Consider the following 22091-nt stretch of genomic DNA (forward strand, 5'->3'; position numbering starts at 1 on the left):
TCATTGAACGGGGGTTGATTTCAAGCCACGCGGGCTTCTTGCAGGTGGTCGCCGAGGCGCTCCAGGGCATAGGCGCCGGACATCACGCGAATCCACCAGGCGCGATTGTCGAGGTACCAGTCGACGGTTTTTTTCATGCCGCTTTCGAAGGTTTCCTGCGGTGTCCAGCCCAACTGCGCGTGGATCTTGCCGGCATCGACGGCATAGCGCTTGTCGTGGCCCGGACGATCCTTGACGAAGGTGATCAGGTCGCGGAAATGCGCGACCCCGGCCGGCTTCTGCGCCCCACGTGCTTCAAGCAGATCGCACAAGGTGTGCACCACTTCGAGATTGGTTTTCTCGTTGTGACCACCGATGTTGTAGGTCTGCCCCACTTCACCATTGCTGACCACCGCGTACAGCGCCCGGGCGTGATCCTCGACAAACAGCCAGTCGCGGATCTGCGCACCGTCGCCGTACACCGGCAGCGGCTTGCCTTGCAGAGCATTGAGAATGACGTGCGGAATGAGTTTTTCCGGGAAGTGATAAGGCCCGTAGTTGTTCGAGCAATTGCTCATCACCACCGGCAGCCCGAACGTGCGGTGCCAGGCCCGCACGAGGTGATCCGAACCGGCCTTGGTCGCCGAGTAAGGTGAGCTGGGCGCATAGGCGGTCGTTTCGGTAAACGCCGGATCTTCAGGCTCCAGATCGCCATACACCTCGTCGGTGGAAATATGGTGGAAGCGGAACGCCTGCTGGCGCTCAGCGTCCAGACGGTTCCAATAACCGCGCGCGGCTTCGAGCAGGGTGTAAGTGCCGACAATGTTGGTTTCGATGAAAGCCTGAGGGCCATCGATCGAACGATCCACATGGGATTCGGCCGCCAGATGCATCACCGCATCCGGCTGCAGGCGCACGAAGATTTCGTCCAGCGCCGGCCTGTCGCAAATATCCACTTGGCAGAAACGGTAGCGCGGCGAGTCCGCGATTTCAGCCAGCGACTCCAGATTGCCAGCGTAAGTCAATTTGTCGAGATTGATCACTTCGCAATCGGTTTCATTGATCAGAAACCGCACCACTGCCGAGCCGATAAAGCCCGCGCCCCCTGTCACTAAAATTTTCATCAGCGCCTCCCCTGGCAAAATGATGATTCACAGTCCTTCGATGCTGCCCGCCTTCAGGGACGGGTCAGTTCAGTAATGCCACCCAGTATTGCGACAGGCCTTGCTCAAGAATCAGCAGCGTCTGGATGCAGACGAAGCTTTCGTCGGTGGTCGCCGAGGTCGAGTTGAGCGGGCCGAAACCACCGTCCTGTTTCTGGTGAGCCGCGATCCAGTCCTTCGACGCCTGTAAATGCGTCGGCTGAGCATCGAGCAGGTACATCGCCGCAATCGCCATGTAAGTACCCACCAGACTGACTGCCTTGCCTGGCCGATAGTGGAACGAGCCGTTTTCCAGTTGCAGGCTTTGCAGCCATGCCACGGTCTGCCGTGCATCGACGATGCGCCGGTTGAGAATGAACAGCGTGGACACCACGCGATACACCGAAAACGCATCCGGTGGATAACCCGGCTTGTTGCCGAATCCGCCGTCAGCGGAGCGGCAGCGCAAGGCGAACGCCATCACCGCTTGCTCATCCGTAGCCTTGGCGCCGAGCGCATGCAGCGACAACACGGCAAGGTTGGTGTGCCAGATATCGGAGCCGAAACCCGCCACGTCGCCGAACCCGCCATCGGCGTTCTGGCACGCTTGCAGATAGCCGACACATGCCTGGACATCGGCCGGCAAGGCCCCCAGTACGCGCAACGACAACACCGCACAGTACGTGGCGAAGACATCACTGAGGTGCCCGGGCTGTTCGGCAAAACCACCGTCGATATTTTGCGAGGCCTGGATGCAGTCGATCAGGCTCGCCTTGTTATCGATTTGCAGACCCAGCGCATGCAGATCGGAGATCACATGCAGACCGGAAAACACCTGCCAGGTCTTGTCAGCGCGAAAGCCCAGCGGTGTGGTTTCGGCGGTCAACCCGTAAGGTGTCTGATTGGACGCCCGGGCCTTGGCCAGCCACGCGAGATAACGTTGCAGATCGACATTGATCGACGGCACGCCGCGCGGGTGAATGTCCTGCACGTCGCCGCCGCCATCGATCACCTCCAGCTCGCGGCTCACCCGATCGGCATTGTCGTGCGCTTGTGCAACGGTGACCGGCGCAATGGATTGCAAGGCATGCGCCGCAGCGAGTTGGGTTTTCAGACTCTTCAAGTGCAGCGGCAAGTACGTCAGGTTGCCGATACTGAAGATCCCCGGCTGACGCGGCGGTGCCCAGAACTGGCGAATGAACGGCACGGTCGGGTCATCGGGCGTTGACCAGAAATAGCCTTTGCCCATGAACAGCCCACCGTTGCAGGTGTCGTGAAACTCCAGCAGCGCGGCCGTCACCGACGCTCGATCACTTTCGCTCGCGCCTTCCGGCAATGCCTGGATCACCTGCAACAGCAACGCCACGTCATACGCCGTTTTGATCGGAAATGGCGACTCATGATGCTTGTAGGAGGTGTGCCAGTCGCAGCGAACCTTGCCGTTGATGCCGACTCGATCCCAATAACCGCCATAGGCCGGGTCGCGGAACAGCGCCAGAGTCTGCAACAGAAACGAGCGCGCCAGATTGGCCAGCGCGTTGTCGTCACGCACACTGGCCAGACGCGCCAGCACCAGGCTGACTTGCGCCCGTACCGCACAACGGCTCAGCGCGACGTCGACGCAAGACTCGCTATCGCTGCCTGCCACGCGGGCGATCAGATTTTCCGCGTGGACCTGCAAATGCCCGACCAGACCGAGGCCCAAAGGCTCGTTGTCGATACGCGCCAGCAGGGCCGTGGCGCTGATGTCGAGGTCGATCGATGTCGCAAGCTCCAGCGGCGTCGACCAGTCGCTGGTATATAACCCGGCGACTGTGGATCTGGCGTAGAGCGCTTCGACTCGCTCGAGCATGGCGGCAATCACCCCACGGTTGCTGGCGTCCTCCGGCACCCGGCGCTGATAGGCAATCAATGCTGCCAGCGCATCCAGTTGCACTGCCAGTGTTCTGCAACGGCCCGAACCATGTGGCGTCCAGTAGCGATCGGCAAGTTCGTGAAAACCTGCGTTCGCGACGTCATGCAATCGCATCAGCCCGGCATGGGCGAAACGCAGTTGCGCGTCGTCGCCGTGCTCGGCCTGATAGAGCGTTGCGTCGATCTGATCCTGCAACTGCTTGTCGCTGGAAATCGCGACTTTCCCACTGGCATCGGTGACGGCAAAAAAACCACCGAATTCGATGTCCATGAGGCCTTGATCAAATTGAAACTGCGGATGCAGCGCCATGGTGAATCCCTCTTCCGTGAGGTTAAGCCGCTTTGCTTTCGGTCAGCGGCACAACCGTGCCGTTGCACAATTCGATGATACGGGTCGCCGCGCGTACCGCGCCTTCGCCGTCCGGTGCCGCCACTTGTCGATGGGGCGCGTAGTACGCCGGCGACCGGGTGTCTTTCTCCAGTTCGCTTTGCACCAGTTCGACGATACGGTCACGGTCGTGCCCCAGGTGAGTCGGGAACCCGAGCAGTTCCAGGCGGCGCAACGCTTCAAGTTCGTGGTATTCCGACTTCGATGGCAGCACGAACAGGGTCGGAATATGCAATGCGGCGATTTCCGTCACGGTGATCCATCCCGGAGCCGAAATCAGCAGTTCGGCCTCGCGCAGCAGGCCCATCCAGTCCGGGTAATACGGCACGCAAACCACACCGTCCTGCGCCTGGATATCCTGACGCCCCAACAGCACCAGTTTCAGTTCCGGATTGCGTTCACGCAGGATCCGGAAGCTGTCGAGATAAGCGGCGAGCAGCGCATCCTTGTTTTGCGCAAACATAGTGGTGCCGCTGATCGACGCGACAATGAACGGCGAATCGCCAAGGTTCAGTTGCTCGCGCACGTTCAGGCCGCTCTGCACATTGATGTCGCGAATCATCGGCCCGACAAAGTGCGCCTTGCCGCTGAGCAGCGCTTCGGCGACCGGCGTGCCGTGATCCAGAGAAGCCACGTACGGCTTGTCAGTCAGCACCAATTGGCTCTGGTTGATCATCCAGTTGAACTGGCTGTGCAGTGCGGTGCGGGCACGGGCCATTTCCAGCGCATTGACCTCGAAACCGCCGTCGGCCAGGTCATGGTCTTCCAGCTGGCAGAGGGTGAAGTCATAGCGTTCGGTGACGAACACCAGCGGCGTACCGCTGAAAATCGCCGCCAGACAGGCCGCCATGTTGTAGTCCGAGACCAGCACGGTCGGTTTGTATTCGGCGATCAGCGCCAGGTAGGAAAGAATTCGCTCACCGGACAAAAAGGTATTGGCGATATAACCGCCGATATAATTGGCCCAGTCGAGTTCTTTCGACAAGTTACTCTTTTTCGAGTAATCAACCAGGCGACCGGCAATATCTACCACTTCAATACCGGACTGTTCGAACAGCGGCGTGAATGTCGGCTGCAAAGAAGCCAGCGCCACAGTCAGCGGCATATTCGGGCTTTGCTTTTTTATCGCCTGAGCGATGGAAAGCGCACGCATGTTATGACCGGAACCTGTCGGATTTGGGGCAAACAAAATCATTCTTGAATCTCCATTAGTTGAACAACGCCATGAACCACAGTGTTTTCCAATACATCCCTTATAACCACCGAGTGTGGTTTTATAACCGCACCATCACCAACACTCAGTGGACCAACCAAGAGCGCGCCCTCACCGATGACGCAACGACTTCCTATCCGTACGGGAGCCTCTTCCCAAGGCAACGAGCGAAATGAATGATCGTGAGTTGAAGCCACAATCGTGACGCCCGCCGCCACCTCGCTGAACGCGCCGATCGATACGCCGCCAGCGGCTTCGATGACCACGCCTTCACCGAGCCGGACACCCGTGCCGAGTTCGATACCGCCCAGTTGCGACATCCCGCCCTGACGGCTGCTGCGCCCGATCAGAATGCAATCGCGGGCGATTTCCACCGACGCACCACCGCGTAATTCCGCGTCGATCAACGCTTCGTCGCTGATCTCCCACGTAGCGGTTTCAGGGTTCAACGATTTCAACCTGGCCACCGATTGCGTTGAGCGATCAAGCATCGACGGCAAGCCCGAGCGAGCTCTTTCACGGACTTTTGCCAGCACCTGTTCCGGGCTTGGGCGGCCATCCTCGACCACCGAGCGCCAGCCGATGAAGCGCGCCGGGCGCCCCACCATGATGGCGTCAGCCGGCACATCTGCCGTGACCAGCGCACCGGCGGCGATCACTGCACCTGCACCAATGCTGACTCCCTCGTTAACAGTAACCTTGGCACCCAGCCAGACGTTCTCGGCAATCCGGATCGGCGCCTGCGCGGTGCCCATGCAGTGCACACCCGTGGCCAACATGCTGGAAGTGCCGATTGCGGCAAACTGCACATCGCAGCGAAAACCGATAAAACAGTCATCACCGACCTGGACATTTTGTAGACGAGTGCCAGCGCGCACCCAGACATGGCGGCCAAGTACGCTGCCACTGTCCACTGTCGTCGAAACTTCAATTACGTTTACGTCGTCCACAATCCAGCCTCATTCCATGATGCCAAGCACAAGTGATTTGACGCACAAAGATATCCCGCGCACGCAGTCAATCGATGCGAACTAATCGTTAATTGTTTATTTAAAGCTCACGCAAAGCACGCAGGACATTGCGTCCGCGCAACTATTAACTGAATGTTCCATTCAACTACCAGTGCTCATTAACGACAGGTAGAAGTCAACGCTTGCGCCAATGGCCAAGTCAGTCGTCTGCGTGAGAAAAAACCAATTCAAGTCTGTCCGTGACTCAGGTGTAACTCCATCTGGGTGGGAATGTCCTTTAGTACGAATGTTATAGTACAGACGATTTTGTTTTGCAATAGGTGTCAGAACGGTTATCTCGTTTTAGTCTAAAAATTCATTGAACTTTTATGGGGCATGACTGTATTAAAACCGTCATATATGCACGGCAATGGTGCAACGCTCGATGTTACGAGAGTGTTGCTGCTCAGCGCTCACAGGCATCAGGAGGTCGACCTCAGACATCCCGGCCGTTTCAGCAGACGCTAAGTTGGCGGTTCAATCCGTCATTTGCCTGGAGCCTTCATGTCCGCCCCCATCACCGTTCTGCGTGACACCCATCCCCTTCCGGTACTTGACGCCTGCAAGTGGGAAAAACTCGAAGGCGACCCGCACACCGTCAATCTCAACGCCTACACCAGCGAAGACGGCAACAAGATCATGGGCACGTGGATCTGCACACCCGGCAAGTGGCGCGTGGAATATGTGAAGTGGGAGTATTGCCATTTCCAGGAAGGCTACTGCGTGATCACGCCGGACGGCATGGCGCCGATTCACTTGCGCGCTGGCGACATCTTTGTGATTGAGCCGGGGATGAAAGGTACCTGGGAAGTGGTCGAGACCGTGCGCAAGTATTTCGTGTTTGCCTGATGCAAAAAAGCCGGGAGATCACCCGACGTGATTTCCCGGCAAACAATGTCTGATATACGCAATCCTCCTGTGGGAGCGAGCCTGCTCGCGAAAGCGCACGGTCAGTCACCTCAGTGTTGAAGTTACCGCCGTCATCGCGAGCAGGCTCGCTCCCACAGTTTGTTCAACGCTGCCCTTCTATTGCAGGCTTGCGATAGCTGTTGATGATCGCCGAGAAATCCTTCCCGCCATCCCCGCGCTGACTCATCGCCTGATAAAGCTGTTGCGCCACCGCGCCGAGCACCACCGGCTGATGCGCCTGACGCGCCGCTTCCGTCGCCAAACCCAAATCCTTGAGCATCAATTCCGCACCGAATCCACCGGTATAGCCGCGCGAAGCCGGCGCCGTTTCGACGATGCCCGGCCATGGGTTGTACATTTCCGAGCTCCAGCATCGTCCGGTCGAACTGTTGATGATCCCGGCCAGCACTGTCGTATCGATACCCAATGCATCACCCAGTGCCATGGCCTCACTGACGCCGACCATCGAGATCGCCAGCAGCAGGTTGTTGCAGATCTTGGCGATCTGCCCGGTGCCGACCTCACCGCAATGCACGATGTTGCGGCCCATCTGCGCGAGCACCGGTTGCAGGGTGGCGAACAGTTCCGGGGTGGCGCCGACCATGAAGGTCAGGGTGCCAGCGGTCGCACCGCCGGTGCCGCCAGAGACCGGTGCGTCAGCCATCGCCACGCCTTGTCTGGCCGCAGCGACAGCCACATCGCGAGCCGTTTGCGGATCAATCGTGCTGCAATCCACCGCCGGCACGCCTTTGCCGATGCCCGCGAGCACACCGTCCTCACCCAGCCAGACGCTACGCACATGCACAGCCGCCGGGAGCATGGTGATCACCAGTTCGGCATCCTCGGCCGCCTCACGCGCCGAAGCGCGAATGCTGCCGCCCAGTTGCTCGAGTTCCGCCAGCACGGTTTTGTTCAGGTCGACCAGGTTCAGCGAATGGCCAGCCTTGATCAGGTTGCGCGCCATCGGCGCGCCCATGTTGCCCAGACCGATAAATGCGATTTTCATGGCCGATTCCTCAGCGCAGATTGATGGTTGTGTTCACGCCGTCGTTGACGCTGTCGTCATCGAACCAGCGTGCCGTGACCGTTTTGGTCTGCGTGTAGAACTGCACCACTTGCTTGCCGTACGGGCCGAGGTCGCCGAGTTTCGAACCGCGCGAACCGGTGAAGCTGAAGAACGGCACCGGCACCGGAATCGGGATGTTGATGCCGACCTGGCCGACGTCGATTTCCGTCTGGAATTTGCGTGCCGCCGCACCGCTCTGGGTGAACAGGCCGGTGCCGTTGCCGAACGGGTTGGCGTTGACCAGGGCGATGGCCTGATCGAGGGTGTCGACTTCCAGCACCACCAACACCGGGCCGAAGATTTCCTGGGTGTAGATCTGCATGTCGGTGGTCACGCCCGAGAACAGGGTCGGGCCGACAAAGTTGCCTTGCTCGTAGCCCGGCACCTTGATGTCTCGACCGTCCAGTTCCAGCTTGGCGCCTTCCTTGATGCCGCTTTCGATCAGGTCGAGAATTCGCGCCTTGGCTTTCTTCGAGATCACCGGGCCGACATCGGTGCCCGGCTCGTTGCCGGCGTTGACGGTGAGTTTCTGCGCCAGCGCTTTCAGGTCCGGCAGCCATTGTTTCGCCGCGCCAACCAGCACCACCACCGAGGTGGCCATGCAACGTTGCCCGGCCGCACCGAAACCGGCACCGACCAAGGCATTCAGCGCTTGCTCACGATTGGCATCGGCCAGCACCACAGCGTGGTTCTTCGCGCCCATCATCGATTGCACGCGTTTGCCGTGTTTACCCGCCAAATCGTAAACGTGAGTGCCGACCGCCGTCGAACCGACGAACGACACTGCTTTGATGTCCTTGTGCGTGCACAGGCCATCGACCACGTCTTTGCCGCCGTGAACCACGTTCAACACGCCCGCCGGAACGCCCGCCTCGACTGCCAGTTCCACCAGCAACATGGTCGACAGCGGATCCTGTTCCGAAGGTTTCAGGACGAAAGTGTTGCCGCAGGCAATCGCCATCGGGAACATCCACAGCGGAATCATCGCCGGGAAGTTAAACGGGGTGATGCCGGCGCACACGCCGATCGGCTGGCGCAAGGTGTAGGTATCAACACCGCCGGCGACGTTCTCGGCGAACTCGCCCATCTGCAGCGTGCCGATGGAGCACGCGTGCTCGACCACTTCCAGCCCACGGAAAATGTCGCCCTCGGCGTCAGCAATGGTTTTGCCTTGCTCGGCACTCAGGACGATAGCGATGCGTTTGGAGTGTTCGCGGATCAGCGCTTGCAGCTTGAGCATGATGCGCATGCGCGCACCGATCGGGGTCAGTTTCCAGGTCTGGAACGCACGCTGGGCGGCGCTTACGGCGGCGTCGACTTCAGCGGCGGTGGCGAACGGGACTTTCGCCAGCACTTGCTGGGTCGCCGGGTTGACGATGTCGTGCCATTCGGTGGTCTGCGATTCGACCCATTCGCCGTCGATCAGCAGCTTGACCTTCTGCAGCGTGGTTTCGTTGGGCGTAAGCGATGCGTTCATGCTGGTCTCCGAAACTTGTTTTTATCGTAGGAGCCAAGGCGAAGGGTTCGCCTTGAGATGAGGCGTGTGTCACGAATTGGTTGTCGGACTGTTTTTGGAGTATAGATGTGCAAACTTCTAATAAGAACGCACATATAAGCCCGTCCATCATGCAAAAAAACATCACCTCCCTAGGCTCGCTGAACTGGGACGACCTCAAGTTTTTTCTCGAAGTCGCACGTACCCGCAAGGCCAGCACTGCTGCCAAACGCTTGGCCGTCGACTACACCACGGTGTCGCGGCGAATCAGTTCACTGGAAGCGGCGCTCGGCACGTTGTTGTTTGAAAAGTCGCGCACCAGCGGTTTCGTGCTGACCGCCGAAGGTCAGCGTTTGCTCGGTTATGCCGAGTCGATTGAAAGCACATTGCACATGGCGTGCGAGCAGGTTTCAGGCTCTGGCGTGGCTCTGTCCGGGCATGTGCGCATGGGCTGCACCGAAGGTTTCGGCAGTTTTTTCATCACCCCGCAACTGAGCCATTTCGTCGACGCCTACCCGGCGATCTCGGTGGACATCCTGCCGCTGCCGCACTTCATCAGCCTGTCCAAGCGCGAGGCCGACATCGTTATCGCGCTGGAGCGCCCGGAGCATGGGCCGTACGTCTGCTGCAAGCTCTGCGACTACCGCTTGCAGCTCTACGCGACCCAGGACTATCTCGACAAACACCCACCGATCCGCCGCCCGGCAGACTTGGGCAAGCATCAATTCATCAGTTATGTGGATGATCTGGCGTTCAGCTCGGAGCTGCTCTACTTGGCGAACGTGTTGCCTGGCGCAAGCGCCAACTTGCGCAGCACCAGCGTGATCGCACAGTTTGTCGCGGCGCAGCAAGGGCGCTCGCTGGCGATTCTGCCGTGTTTCCTCGCCGCGCAGGATCCGCGCCTGCTGCCAGTGTTGCCGGAGGAGATCGACATCACGCGGCAGTTCTGGATGTACTGCCGGGAGGATCTGAGGAAGTTGAAGCGGATCACCCTGTTGTGGGATTACATCCGTGAGGTGACCGAGCGCAATCAGGCGCTGTTGATGGGTGAAACCGGCGAAATGCAGTTCGCCGATTAGTCGTTGCTGACCACGATCGCCACTCGGCGATTCTCGGTGCGTCCCGCTGCCGTGCTGTTGGACGCCACCGGCTCTTTGCTGCCGAGGCCTTGCAGCTGGATGTTTTCCTGCTTCATGCCGACCGTGCCGAGTACGTTGGCAACGCTCTTGGCGCGGCGCAGTGACAATTGCTGGTTGTAGGTTTCCTTGCCTGACGCGTCGGTATGGCCATCGACCCGCACGCGCTCGATGCCAACGCCCACCAAGGCCTTGCCGATGCGTTCGACGATCTCGGTACTTTCTTTATTGAGGCTTTCGACGTCGCTGCCGAACAGCACTTTACCGGACAGGCCAAACTCCCAGCCTTCATCGGTCAGTTCGAAACCTTGTTGTTTGAGCACGGCGACTTGCGCCGGGGTCAGGCCTTTTTGCGGGGCCGTCTGGCAACCGCTCAATATCAGTGCGGCCATCAACAGCAACGCGGAAAACAGTCGGATTGGAAGTGTGAACACGGGATTAGCTCCTGGTTTGAACGGGATCGGCCGGGTGCTCCGACCCAGCCGTGAATTGAGCGCCACGCGACAGGCGTTTGCCCTGATACATCGCCGCATCGGCGGCATTGAGCAGGCCGCCGGGGGTGGCGCCATGATCCGGGAAAACCGCGATGCCGATACTGAGCGAGGTCACGACACGGGTGTCGCCCGGCAGCGCGATGGGCATGTCCATGCTGGCGAGGATCTTGTCGGCAATACGCTCGGCGTCTTCGATCTTGTGCAGGGGCGTGAGCAATACGGCGAACTCATCGCCGCCCAGGCGCGCCACCAGATCTTCTTCACGCAATTGCGCGCGAACGCGATTGGCGATGGCCACCAACACCGCATCGCCGGCAGCATGGCCGAAGTTATCGTTGATGCCCTTGAAGCGATCACTGTCGAGAAACAGCACGGCCACTCGCTCATTGAGTTTGCCGGCGTTGCGCAAGGCACGAATCAAGCGCCCCTCGAAAAACGCACGGTTCGGCAGACCGGTGAGGCTGTCATGGCTGGCTTGATGCGCGAGGCTTTCGTTTTCGCTTTGCAGATGGCTCTGCCAGGACTCGAGCTCATCGAGCAAAGCATTGAAGTCGTTGCCGAGGTTGTCGAGTTCGGCGATCTGTGCCGGCGGCACGCGCCGATCCAGTGCGCGTTCGCTGCGGGCGGCGTGGGCCACATTGGCCAGACTGCGCAGAGGACCGGTGATCGCGCGTAGCTGGCGACGCGCCAGGTAGAGCGCAACCCAGGCGCTGATCGCGGTGCAGAGGATGATCCCCGCCAGACCGCTGAGCAGAAAGCGCATCAGGCTGCCACCATGGCCGGTAAGCAGCACACGACCGATTTCACGGTCCTGATGCTCGATCGGCAGGCTGATGGGTTTTTCCAGAAGGGCGCGGGTGATCTGCATTTCCAGCTCAGAGAACAAACCGTTTTCCGGGCGTTGCCAATGCGCGAGCACTTGTCCCTGGCTGTTCAGCACCTGGGCGTCAGCGACCTCTTCGGCAGAAGCAATCAGCGCCAGCGATTCATTGGCGGCCGTCTTGTCGTTGAACACCACCGCAGCTTCGACGGTGTAGCTGATCGAACGGGCGATCAAGTGCAGGTTGTGATCGGCGTACACCCGTAAAGCCAGTACGCCGAGCAACGTCAGCGAAACGCTGGCCATCGCCACACCCACCAGCGCGACCGTCAAATGCCCTCGGCCAATGACTGAACCCAGCGTTGGGCGGCTATTCGACCTGAACAGTTTCATGGTGCCGCCGGCTTGCGACGCGACAATTGCAGCACGCTTGGATGAATGCGTACGCCGCTGCGGGCAACCGAGTCGAGGTTGACCTCGAAAGACACCTGCTCATCGCCGACGCGCAGGCAGAACAGGCTGCCAACCGTGCACTGATCGTCACCTTCGCTGATGCTCAGCACCGGATGGCCAATCAACGATTCGAAAAGACGACTGCGCTCATCCGCTGTCAGTTTGCCGATATAGACCGCATCGCACTCGCTGACGATCGCCGGATTGTCCGCCAGCAAGCGGCGCACGATGACCGGTCGGCCAGTGGCCTGCGTGGTGCCTTTGACCAGATCATCGGTGTATTCGGTAGGGCCGACGATGCACAGGCGCAGTTGCGCAGGCTCCACCGGCCAGCGAGCGTAACTGAGGATGCCGAGAACCACTTGAGTGACCGACTGCGCGCGTTGCTCAGCCATGCCCGTCGGCTTTTGCACTTGCGCGACGGCCACGCCCGTCAACAGCCAGAGCAGACCGACAAGCAACGCGTACTTGCAGCGAACCGCGCGCTCTGTCGCCCAGACAGACACCTTCATGCAGGGATTCTCTTGGATCGTAGCGAAATGATGCCGCAACGATAGCACAGCGGTGTAACACCAGCGAGGCGGTGCCCCCTGACCGGTTGGTCAATAAACGCCGTTCGACGTCTGGATTTTCACCCGTGAGGCACGCTGCCCTCTTCCAGTTCCAGCATCAGTCCGCTGAGACGCTTGACCTTGCGCTGTACGGCCTCTTCAAACACCTCGGTACGCGGCTCGATCAGGGTGAACCAGTGTTTCGCGCGGGTGATGCCGGTGTAGATCAGCTCCTTGGTCAGCACCGGGTTCAAGGCATCCGGAAGGATTAGCGCGGTGTGGGCGAACTCCGAGCCCTGCGACTTGTGCACCGTCATTGCGTAGACGGTTTCCACGTCGTTGAGCCGACTCGGCAATACGAAACGCACACCGCCCTGGCCATCGTTACGCGGGAAGGCTACGCGCAGCAGCGGCTTGCCGGCATCCGGCCCGTCGCGCTCGGGTAGCTTGAGGGCGATGCCGATGTCGCCGTTCATCAGACCCAGACCATAGTCATTGCGGGTCATCAGTACCGGGCGACCTTCGTACCATTGCTGATCGTTGTCGATCAGGCGTGCCTTGAGCAACGCGGCGGTGATGCGCAGGTTCAGGCCGTCAACACCCCACGGCCCTTTGCGCACAGCACACAACAGCTGGAAGGTGTCGAAGGCCTGCAAGACGTCACGCGCCCAGTGGGTCCAGTCTGGATGTTCCAGCGGTCTGTCGGGCGACGGACGCTGATTGCGCAGCACGCTCAGATAGTGCCGATAGCCTTGCGGTCCGTTGCCATCGCCGTGGCCGTCAAGCGCCAGTCGTTCGAGCTTGGGATCGTGTTCACCCTTGGGCAGTTTTACCGCAAACACATCTTTATAGTGCCCGCTGTCCAGCAGCTGACGCGCTTCAAGCGGTAGCTGCTGATTGACCCGCCGCGCGAGCTGACCGATGCCACTGCCCTCGCCAAAACGTCGCGAGTGGCGCAGCATCACCACTTGTTGTGCCAGTGGATGGGTGCCGTCGATGTCCTCGTGCAGGCCGCTGCCTTGCAACGATTCACCGCTGACAATTTCCAGCCAGTGACGGGTTTGCGGGTTGTACCAGCCCTGCTCGGCGTCACGACACAGATCACCAAGAACCGCGCCGGCTTCCACGGAAGCGAGTTGATCCTTGTCACCGAGCAGCACCAGTCGCGCATGGGCCGGCAACGCGTCGAGCAGGTTGGCCATCATTTCCAGATCGATCATTGACGCTTCGTCGACCACCAGCACATCCAGCGGCAAGCGGTTGCCGGCGTGGTGGCGGAAGTGTCGCGTACCGGGGCGACTGCCGAGCAAACGGTGCACGGTGGTCACGTCGCAGGGGATTTTCGCGCGCACCTCTTCGGCAACTTTCAGCGATTGCACTTGCTGACTAATGGACTCGGTCAGTCGCGCCGCCGCTTTGCCTGTCGGTGCCGCGAGACGAATGCGCAGCGGGTGACCAGCCTCCACTGCCGGCGCTTGAAGCAGCGCGAGCAGGCGTACCACCGTCGTCGTTTTGCCGGTACCCGGGCCGCCAGTGACAATGCTGAAAGCACTGCGAGTGGCAAGGGCGCAGGCGAGCTTCTGCCAGTCGATCACCTCGCCGGAGCGGGCCGATCCGAACAATTCATTCAACCGCTGCGGCAGATCCTCCGGGGTTGCCTCAGTTTGTGCCAAACGCTGGCGCAACGCCGCGTCGATGCGCCGTTCGTAAGCCCAGTAACGTCGCAGATACAGACGTTTCCCGACCAACACCAATGGCCGCTGCTGCGCCGCTTCTCGGGTATCGGCCGCCAGAGCGACCAGACCACTTCCGGCCAGCGTCTTGCACCAATGCACGCCGTCGAGCGCTTCAAGCAGTTGCGAGGGCAACAGCAACACGCCGCCCTGCACATCACCCTCGGGCGGCAACGACAGAGCAAAATCCGGGGCCTTGAGTGTTTCGAACAGATCCAGACACACGTGGCCGTGGCCCAACTGGTGACTGGTCAGTGCGGCAGCGAGCAACACCAACGGATCGGTGCCCGGCTCAAGCTCGTGAAGAAATGCGACGAACGCCTTGTCCAGCGCACGCAACCAGCCCCGCTCGACCCAGCGGGTGAGTAACAGCAGCAAATCATCGGCGCTGGTCAGCGGCGCAAGTTTCGACAGGCTATCGGCCGCCAACGGGGTCGGCAACAGATCAGCAAAAGTGCGGCTCATAGCAGGACTCCCTGTTCCCATGCGGGTTCGGCCTTGGGTTCGGGTTTACCCTGGAACATCCGGTCCAGCCGCTCGATCAACTCGCGCGGCGGACGGGCAAAGTAAACACCGCGACTGTCTGCACGGGTGCCACGCAGGAACATATACAGCGCGCCACCGATGTGCCGGTCGTAATCGTATTCCGGTAGCCGCGCCTTGAGCTGGCGATGCAGCGCCAACAGGTACAATACGTATTGCAGGTCGTAGCGATTGTCGAGGATCGACTGTTCCATGGCTTGCGCGGTGTAGGCCAGATCATCCACGCCCAGCCAGTTGGATTTGTAATCAGCCACGTAATAACGGCCATCGTGTTCAAAGGTCAGGTCGATGAAGCCTTTGAACATGCCGTTGAGTTGTACTGGTTCTGCCGCAACACGGGCGACGCCATTGTGCGTGTACTGGCGCACCAGTTCGTCAAGTTTGAGCACATCGACTTTATGGCTGGCGAACCAGAACTCCATCTCGACGCGGTACTGCTTGAGTTGCTCGAGAATCACCGGCGGCTGTCCGCCATCAATTGGCAATGGCGATTTAAGCAGGTGCTGCAGCCAGTCACTGAGGGTGAGGATCCAGCCTTCCCAGCCACGCAAGTTGCAGCGACGAGCAATCGCATCTTCCAGCGCCTCGCGAGACACCGCGAAGCCATCGTCTCCGGCCCACTCCAGTAAACCGTGGAGAAACGTTCCTGGATTCGGACCTCGGGGGAAGCGGTGAATATCAGCGCCGCCAGCAATGATTTCCCGTGGTGCGTCCGGGTCGAGGCGCTCGTCATCGAACAGCTTTTGCGCTTGCGGACTGTCCGGAGCTTCATCGCTGCCGACACTCAGCACATCGCTGATGCGCAGCGCGCTGTAGGAGGCGATCCACCAGTTTTCACTGGCCTTGCGCTTGGGCAATAGCGTGGCACTGAGGACGGCTTCGTTGCGCGGCGGCCGGTAGTGTTCATCGGAGGGCTGCGGTGTTTCTGCGATGCTGATTGCCGCGCAGTCCTGCTGCAGATCTCGCAGCCAACGGTCGAGTCCGCTGGATTCCCCCAGAGACGCGCCACCGCCCAGCAGATAACCCAACGCAGAAAGGTGCAGCACCGAGCTGTTGTTATTGCCGCGCTTGAGATCCGTCACGCCCAGCCAGCAGGCATGTTGCGCGCGGGTCAGGGCGACATACAGCAAACGCAGATCCTCGGCGAGGCGCTCTTCATCCGCTTGCGCAATCAATTCGGCGGTTGGCTTGAGGCTCACTTGGGCCTTGCCCGAAGCGTCGTGGTAATGCAGCGGCAATCGGCTGCCGTCGACCGGTTTTGCCGAGCAGATGAATGGCAGGAACACCAGGGGATACTCGAGCCCTTTCGACTTGTGAATGGTCACCACCTTGACCAGTTGCTCGTCGCTTTCCAGACGCAGGATCTGCTCTTCGCCGGCCTGCCCCGACAACGCCAGAAGCTCGGCCAGATGGCGGATCAGCGCTTGCTCGCCATCCAGTTCAGCGGCGGCTTGCTGCATCAGTTCCGAGAGGTGCAAAAGGTTGGTCAGTACCCGCTCGCCATCGCTGCGCGCCATCAAGGTCTGCGGCAATTGGAAGTCGTGCAACAGACGTCGGAGCATCGGCAGTACGCCATGCTTGCGCCACAGTTCGCGGTAACCACGAAACTGCATGACGCGGGTTTCCCAGACCAACTCGTCCTGATTCAGCCGTTCCAGCTCAACCAGGGGCAGGTTCAGGGTGATGCAGGCCAGCGCGGCTTTCAGCGAGCGTTCGACATCCGGTTCGGCACAGGCCTTGAGCCACGACAACAGGTCGTGGGCCTCCTGAGCGGCGAACACCGAGTCCTTGTCCGACAGATAAACGCTGCGCACACCACGACTGGCGAGTTCACTGCGCACGGCCTGGGCTTCTTTACCGTCACGAACGAGGATCGCGATGTCCGAGGGGCGCAGGCCTCTGAAGTCCTTACCATCCTGGGTGAATCCCGCACTGGCGCTTTGCCCGCCATTGAGCAACGCAGTGATCTCACTGGCACAGGCGCCCGCCAATTGTTGGCGATAGACCGCGCCTGACAATGGCTGATCGCTGGGCAACAGCCAGACATTCAGCGCTGCGACGTCTTGCCCGGCAACCTGAAGTTTTTCCTTGCGCCCCTGAGACTCGACAGGGAGAAACGGCACCGGGTTAGCACCATTTTTTTCCCGAAACAAAAACGCGCCGCGTCCCTGCTCTCGGGACTCGGCGCGTTGGAATACATGGTTGACCGCGTTGACCATGCCGTGACTGGAGCGGAAGTTGGTGCCGAGCGTATGCAAGCGGCCGCTGGTAGCCTGACGCGCACGCAAATAGGTGTAGATGTCCGCACCGCGAAAAGCATAGATCGCCTGTTTCGGGTCGCCGATCAGAAACAGCCCGGTGTCTGGATTGTTTTCTTCGATCCGATAGATCGTCTCGAAAATCCGGTACTGCACCGGATCGGTGTCCTGGAATTCGTCGATCAGCGCGACCGGAAACTGCTCGCGAATCAAGATCGCAAGACGCTCTCCTCCTTCGGATTGCAGTGCGGCATCCAAACGCAACAGCATGTCGTCGAAACCCATTTCGGCGCGTCGGCGTTTTTCTTCTTCGAAACGCGCACCGACCCATTTTGCGGCGTGTTGCAGGACAGCGGCGTCGGGGGTGGGCAATGCATCGAGACTGGATTTGAGCCCGTGCATGGCGTCCAGCCCAGGATGACTGGGGGCCTGGCCTTTCCAGGCCTCAGCCATGCCGTCGGGAGTCAGTCGAGTGAAGCCGGTGCCGATGTCCAGTTGCTCCATGGCCTCGTCTTCGGCCCAGGCCTTGAGCTTCTCGAACCACGGTTCAAAGTAACGCGCTTGCATCTTGCGACCATCGACAGTCTTGCTGGCAACACCTTGATGACAGATGGCGAGCAACTCGTCTGCCCATTGGCGCCACGGCATTTTCAGTTCGATCAATGCAGCGCGGCGTTCTTGCAGGCACTCTTCGATAAGCTCAGCGGGTGCCTTGCCTTCATCGCTGTCACGCTCACTGGCGAACAAGCCGCGGACACGCGGCAACAATGCCGCAGGACCGCCCCAATTGCTGCGAACCCAATTGAGCGCATCACCCTGCATCGGGTAACAAAACAGCCGCCAGTAATCGCGTAACACTTCACCAAGCAGGTCGCTGTGATCGGTTTCCAGGGATTGGGTGAACAGACTGCCGCTGTCGAACGCATGCTCACGCAGCATGCGCTGACACCAACTGTGGATGGTCGAAACGGCGGCTTCGTCCATCCATTGTGCGGCAATATCGAGACGATTGGCGCAACCGGGCCATTGCTGCGAGACGAATTGATCGCGCAGTTCTGCGATCAATCCGTCAGGGGCCGCCATCTCGTCACGAAAGAATCGTGCGGCCTCGGCCAGTCGCGTACGAATCCGTTCGCGCAGTTCTTTGGTCGCCGCGTCGGTGAATGTCACTACGAGAATTTGCGGCGGCAAAAGCTCACGACCGAAGCTGTTGGCTTCGCCTCCGTGCCCCAGGATCAGGCGCAGATAAAGTGCTGAGATAGTGAAGGTCTTGCCGGTACCGGCACTCGCTTCGATCAACTGGCTGCCACGCAGGGGGAATGCCAAGGCAAGTGGAGTTTTTGTACTCATGCGCGTGCCCCTTCACTGGACAATGAGCGCCAAGGGGCTTCAAGCAATGGACGGTACAAGGCGTCGCACCAGCCGGAAAATGTTTCGTCCGCGAGCAGCGCATCGAAGTCGGCATATTGCCGGGACAACGCCGGACTTTCGCGACGCTCGCCTTCACTGGTCTGGCCATCACCTTCGTAGGCTTTACGCGCGGCCGCTTCGGCCTTGAGTGGATCGGTCTGGGACAGCCAGGCGAATGCGGTTTTGACGGCGATCGGTAATGGCTGGCGCATGCCGGCCTGCCAGGCGAGCAGCACATCGCCAAGGAAACGCAGCGCTCGCTCTTGCTCCATCGGCTCAAGCAGCAAGGTGTCGTCACTGGCGACCAACGCTGTGGTCAACGAAAGCCCGCAGGCGCAGGCGACCAGATGATTGACCCACGGCTTGGTCAATCGATGCCATTTGCGACTTTTGATCGAGCCGATGCTGTTGGGAATGGTCGTGACCGACAACACACCACCATCGGCGCGCTGATGCAGGCCTGAAAGCCAGCCTTCCAGGCGCAAACCCTGTAAATCGAGGCTGATCGGGATCGCACTGGTCAGCGGTGTCGGCCATAACGTCAGTAGTTGTTGATAACGCTGCAACAGGTCCGGCAGCGGTTCGATCAGTTCTCGCTGTAAACATTCGCCGAAGCCAGCCATCGGCAACAGGCCACTGTTTTGCAGACGGCGGGCTTGAACCTCGAGGGCTTGATCAATGTTGTCCGGTTGCCTCAGCGCAGCTTCGAGAAGGCTGTCACTGAGCGTATAACGCTGCAATGCGTCGAGCACAAAAGGCTCTTCATCGGCCAGCGGCGCTTCTGCGGCTTCGAAATACACCTTGAGCCGCTGGGTGAAGAAATGCCGTACAGGATTACGCAGAAAGTCCTGCAAGAGAGCGAGGCTCAGCGGTTCCTCCTGAACGAAAGGCGTGAGTAACTCTGCGTTATTTTTCGGTACAGGCTGTTGATGCAACACCTGCCATTCACTGGCGTAGCTGAACAGTTGATCACCTTCATGGAAATAACGCGCACTGAACGGTTGCAACGGATGCTCCTCTGTCATGGCGCTCAGCAAATCCCGATTTTCGTCGAGCAGTCGCCAGCCGCTGGCCAGGTGATCGCGCAACTGGCCGATCAGCACCGACGCCGGGCGCTCGCTGTTGTCACGAATGCTGCGACCAACCCAACTGATGTAGAGCTGATTACGCGCAGACAGCAACGCTTCGAGTAACAGATAGCGGTCGTCTTCACGCCGGGAGCGATCACCCGGACGGTAGTCGCTGCCCATCAGATCGAAATCCAAGGGTGGTTGCGCACGGGGGTAGTCCCCGTCATTCATGCCCAGCAAACAAACCAGTTTGAAGGGGATGGCGCGCATCGGCATCAACGTGCAGAAGTTCACCGCGCCGGCGAGGAAGCGTTGAGACAATCGGCCTTGATCCAGCCCGGCGAGCCAGGCTTCTCGCACGACAGTCAGTGGTAATTCATCGACCAGCCCCACAGCTTCGCAGGTCTCCAACCAGGTTTCGCGAAGCTCCTCGAGTTGGGTCAGCAAGTAATCGTCATGTTCATTGCTGGCTTTGAAGAACAGTTGCATGAGCGCTTGCAGTCGCTGGCCCCATTCTTTGGGTTGGGCCGGCTGCGTAAGCTCATGGTGGGCGAGTTCCAGCGCATCAAGCAAGGCCACCAGCGGCCCGATCAATGCCGCATCCAGGCCACCGATTTCATCATAGGGTTCGATACCCGCGCAGGCGTTCGCGCTACCAACGGCGTAACCGAGCAACATCCGGCGCAGACCGAAATGCCAGCTGTTCTGCTCCAGCTCATCGGGCAAGCCGAGCCCTGCGCGTTGCTCGGCGTTCATGCCCCAACGGACACCTGCGCCTTCGATCCAGCGGTGCAGTGTCGGCAAGTCGCGTTCTTCCACGCCGAAACGGGCACGCAATGCGGGAACATCGAGCAGGTCGAGGATCTCACTGACGGGAAAACGGCTGTCTGGCAGTTTGAGCAGATGCTCGACCGCGATCAGTAGCGGATCGCGGCCTCGCTGGCCCTGGTCCGCCAATGTGAAAGGAATGAAGCGTGGATCATGACGATCAAGTTGACCGAATACTGCACGGATATGCGGCGCATAGCTGTCGATCTCCGGCACCATCACAATGACATCCCGAGGACGCAAATCAGGATTTGCGCTGAAACGGGCCAAGAGCTGGTCGTGGAGAATTTCAACTTCACGCTGAGCGCTGTGGGCAATGTGAAAACGGATCGAGTCGTCTTTTGTCAGATCAACCGCAGGCCAGTGCTCACGGGTTTCGTTGAGCGGGCGCAGTTCGAGGATGTCGTCCTGAAGTTGATTGAGCAGGTTGTGCGCCTGAGTTTCGCTGAACAGATCGATTCGACCATCGCGAAACGCTGCACGGTAGCTGTTGGGGTCGTCGTAGCTATCGAGCAGGTTGATGTAGTCGCGACCTTGTTTTCCCCATGCAGCCAGGAGCGGGTGCGCATGTTGGTGCAACGTTTCCGGATCCAGCACAACAGGCATTCCGCTCTTGCGGGACTGTCGTTTGTATTGGTGGCGCAGCAAGTCCTTGTCGGCGACGATATCGGCCCAGTGATGACGACAAGGGTTGTGCACACAAAGCAGAACCTGGCTGAAACGCGCGAGACCTGCCAGCGCTTCAAGGACTTGGGCCGGCAACGAAGAAATCCCGAAAACGATCACTCGCGAGGGGAGCCCTGGCGGAGCTTCCGAGAGGTTGTTGATGCGCTCGATGAATCGCTGATGAACACCGGCACGACTTTGTGCCATGCCTTGTTCACCCACATCCTCCAGCAATGCTCGCCACAGTTCAGCTTGCCAGCAACTGGTGGCTGGCAATGCCTTAATCTCGCCTCTGACATTCCTTAGCTGATGCCGCCCTTCAGCCCAGTCTTCAAGCCAGTCAGCCCGATACACCTGGTATTGGTCGAAGAGATCCGCCAGGCGTTCGGAGAGTTGGTAACGCTTGCGCAAGTCAGTGTCGTGGGTGAGGAACCGTTGCAGCGGCTCGAAATGTGCGCGATCGATGACCTGAGGTAGCAGGCGCATGAGGCGCCAAGTCAGTGGTGCTTTATCGAGCAGGGATTTGGCGGGGATTTGTTCTCGGCCCAGAACCATTCGGTAGAGCTGCCACATAAAACTGCCGGGCAGTTGCACATCAATCGCTGCGGCAATACCGCAGCCGCCGAGATCGTCCTCTTCGGGGTCTTCCGCCAAAGCCAATTTAAGCCATTGGGCAATTCCGTTGCTTTGCACCAGGGCAATTTCGTTTTCCAGAGGCGCCAGTGGATAGCGTCGCATGATGCTGATCACAAGGCTGCGCAGTTCGTCCAGGCTGTTGCTCTGAACCACCATGAATGCAGCGTTGAGGGACTGGGCGTCCGGCATAAAGGCTTCCTTGGAAAAGTACAAAAGCTAGGGCAGAACCTTAGCATTGTCGGCAGGTTGTGACAGCCGGACGACGTCCTTGAATGCTGTAAGAACTTTCCTGCGGGCAAAACAAAACCCCAACTGCTTTCGCAATTGGGGTTTCGGAATTTAATCTTGACGATGACCTACTCTCACATGGGGAAACC

14 protein-coding genes are annotated in these 22091 nt (G+C 59.6%); 2 read left to right on the plus strand and 12 right to left on the minus strand.

Annotated elements, in window-relative coordinates; translation table 11 throughout:
• Positions 1-20 precede the first annotated feature (20 nt).
• From rfbB to ACIPIZ_RS20305, 4 genes are all read right to left on the minus strand, one after another.
• A complete protein-coding gene (gene rfbB / locus ACIPIZ_RS20290; protein ID WP_401167009.1) occupies positions 21-1103 on the minus strand; it encodes a dTDP-glucose 4,6-dehydratase in 1083 nt (360 codons plus the stop codon).
• Between the two features lie 64 nt (positions 1104-1167).
• Positions 1168-3345: a prenyltransferase/squalene oxidase repeat-containing protein gene (locus tag ACIPIZ_RS20295; protein ID WP_401167012.1), complete on the minus strand. Its 2178-nt coding sequence runs from the start codon at positions 3343-3345 to the stop codon at positions 1168-1170.
• 22 nt (positions 3346-3367) lie between these two features.
• Entirely contained in the window at positions 3368-4576 is a 1209-nt protein-coding gene (locus ACIPIZ_RS20300; RefSeq protein ID WP_401167014.1) for a hypothetical protein, read from the minus strand.
• Positions 4577-4614: 38 nt separating this feature from the next.
• The gene (locus tag ACIPIZ_RS20305) at positions 4615-5586 is read right to left on the minus strand and encodes a DapH/DapD/GlmU-related protein (RefSeq protein WP_105709238.1); all 972 of its coding nucleotides are present in this window, start codon (positions 5584-5586) and stop codon (positions 4615-4617) included.
• A 564-nt stretch (positions 5587-6150) separates the two neighbouring features.
• Between ACIPIZ_RS20305 and ACIPIZ_RS20310 the strand changes: the two genes are divergently transcribed.
• The gene (locus ACIPIZ_RS20310; RefSeq protein WP_064387823.1) at positions 6151-6495 is read left to right on the plus strand and encodes a cupin domain-containing protein; all 345 of its coding nucleotides are present in this window, start codon (positions 6151-6153) and stop codon (positions 6493-6495) included.
• 163 nt (positions 6496-6658) lie between these two features.
• On the opposite strand, the gene mmsB is transcribed toward ACIPIZ_RS20310, so the two are convergent.
• Positions 6659-7561 carry a 3-hydroxyisobutyrate dehydrogenase gene (gene mmsB / locus ACIPIZ_RS20315; protein ID WP_401167017.1) on the minus strand — a complete coding sequence of 301 codons (903 nt, stop codon included), beginning with the start codon at positions 7559-7561 and terminating at the stop codon, positions 6659-6661.
• Between the two features lie 10 nt (positions 7562-7571).
• Complete coding sequence (locus ACIPIZ_RS20320) at positions 7572-9098, minus strand: CoA-acylating methylmalonate-semialdehyde dehydrogenase (RefSeq protein ID WP_105709236.1); 1527 nt, start codon at positions 9096-9098, stop codon at positions 7572-7574.
• Positions 9099-9247: 149 nt separating this feature from the next.
• On the opposite strand from ACIPIZ_RS20320, the gene ACIPIZ_RS20325 reads away from it, so the two are divergent.
• Positions 9248-10195 (plus strand): LysR family transcriptional regulator, encoded by a 948-nt coding sequence (locus ACIPIZ_RS20325; protein ID WP_064387820.1) that lies wholly within the window; start codon positions 9248-9250, stop codon positions 10193-10195.
• Here the strand turns inward: ACIPIZ_RS20325 and ACIPIZ_RS20330 are convergent.
• The 6 genes from ACIPIZ_RS20330 to recC form a co-directional block, all read right to left on the minus strand.
• Positions 10192-10644 (minus strand): OmpA family protein, encoded by a 453-nt coding sequence (locus ACIPIZ_RS20330; protein ID WP_177330934.1) that lies wholly within the window; start codon positions 10642-10644, stop codon positions 10192-10194. The genes ACIPIZ_RS20325 and ACIPIZ_RS20330 overlap by 4 nt on opposite strands.
• Before the next feature lie 46 nt (positions 10645-10690).
• On the minus strand, positions 10691-11959 hold the full coding sequence (locus ACIPIZ_RS20335) for a diguanylate cyclase domain-containing protein (RefSeq protein WP_401167022.1): 1269 nt from the start codon (positions 11957-11959) through the stop codon (positions 10691-10693).
• A complete protein-coding gene (locus ACIPIZ_RS20340; RefSeq protein WP_064387817.1) occupies positions 11956-12531 on the minus strand; it encodes a YfiR family protein in 576 nt (191 codons plus the stop codon). The genes ACIPIZ_RS20335 and ACIPIZ_RS20340 overlap by 4 nt, the downstream gene beginning before the upstream one ends.
• Positions 12532-12650: 119 nt before the next feature.
• Complete coding sequence (recD, locus tag ACIPIZ_RS20345) at positions 12651-14768, minus strand: exodeoxyribonuclease V subunit alpha (RefSeq protein WP_401167027.1); 2118 nt, start codon at positions 14766-14768, stop codon at positions 12651-12653.
• The gene (recB, locus tag ACIPIZ_RS20350) at positions 14765-18454 is read right to left on the minus strand and encodes an exodeoxyribonuclease V subunit beta (RefSeq protein WP_401167029.1); all 3690 of its coding nucleotides are present in this window, start codon (positions 18452-18454) and stop codon (positions 14765-14767) included. The genes recD and recB overlap by 4 nt, the downstream gene beginning before the upstream one ends.
• A complete protein-coding gene (recC, locus tag ACIPIZ_RS20355; protein WP_401167032.1) occupies positions 18451-21903 on the minus strand; it encodes an exodeoxyribonuclease V subunit gamma in 3453 nt (1150 codons plus the stop codon). Before recC ends, recB begins: the two co-directional genes overlap by 4 nt.
• Positions 21904-22091: the final 188 nt, after the last annotated feature.

It is taken from the genome of Pseudomonas sp. NPDC087690 (genome assembly GCF_044743175.1).
Lineage (GTDB): Bacteria > Pseudomonadota > Gammaproteobacteria > Pseudomonadales > Pseudomonadaceae > Aquipseudomonas.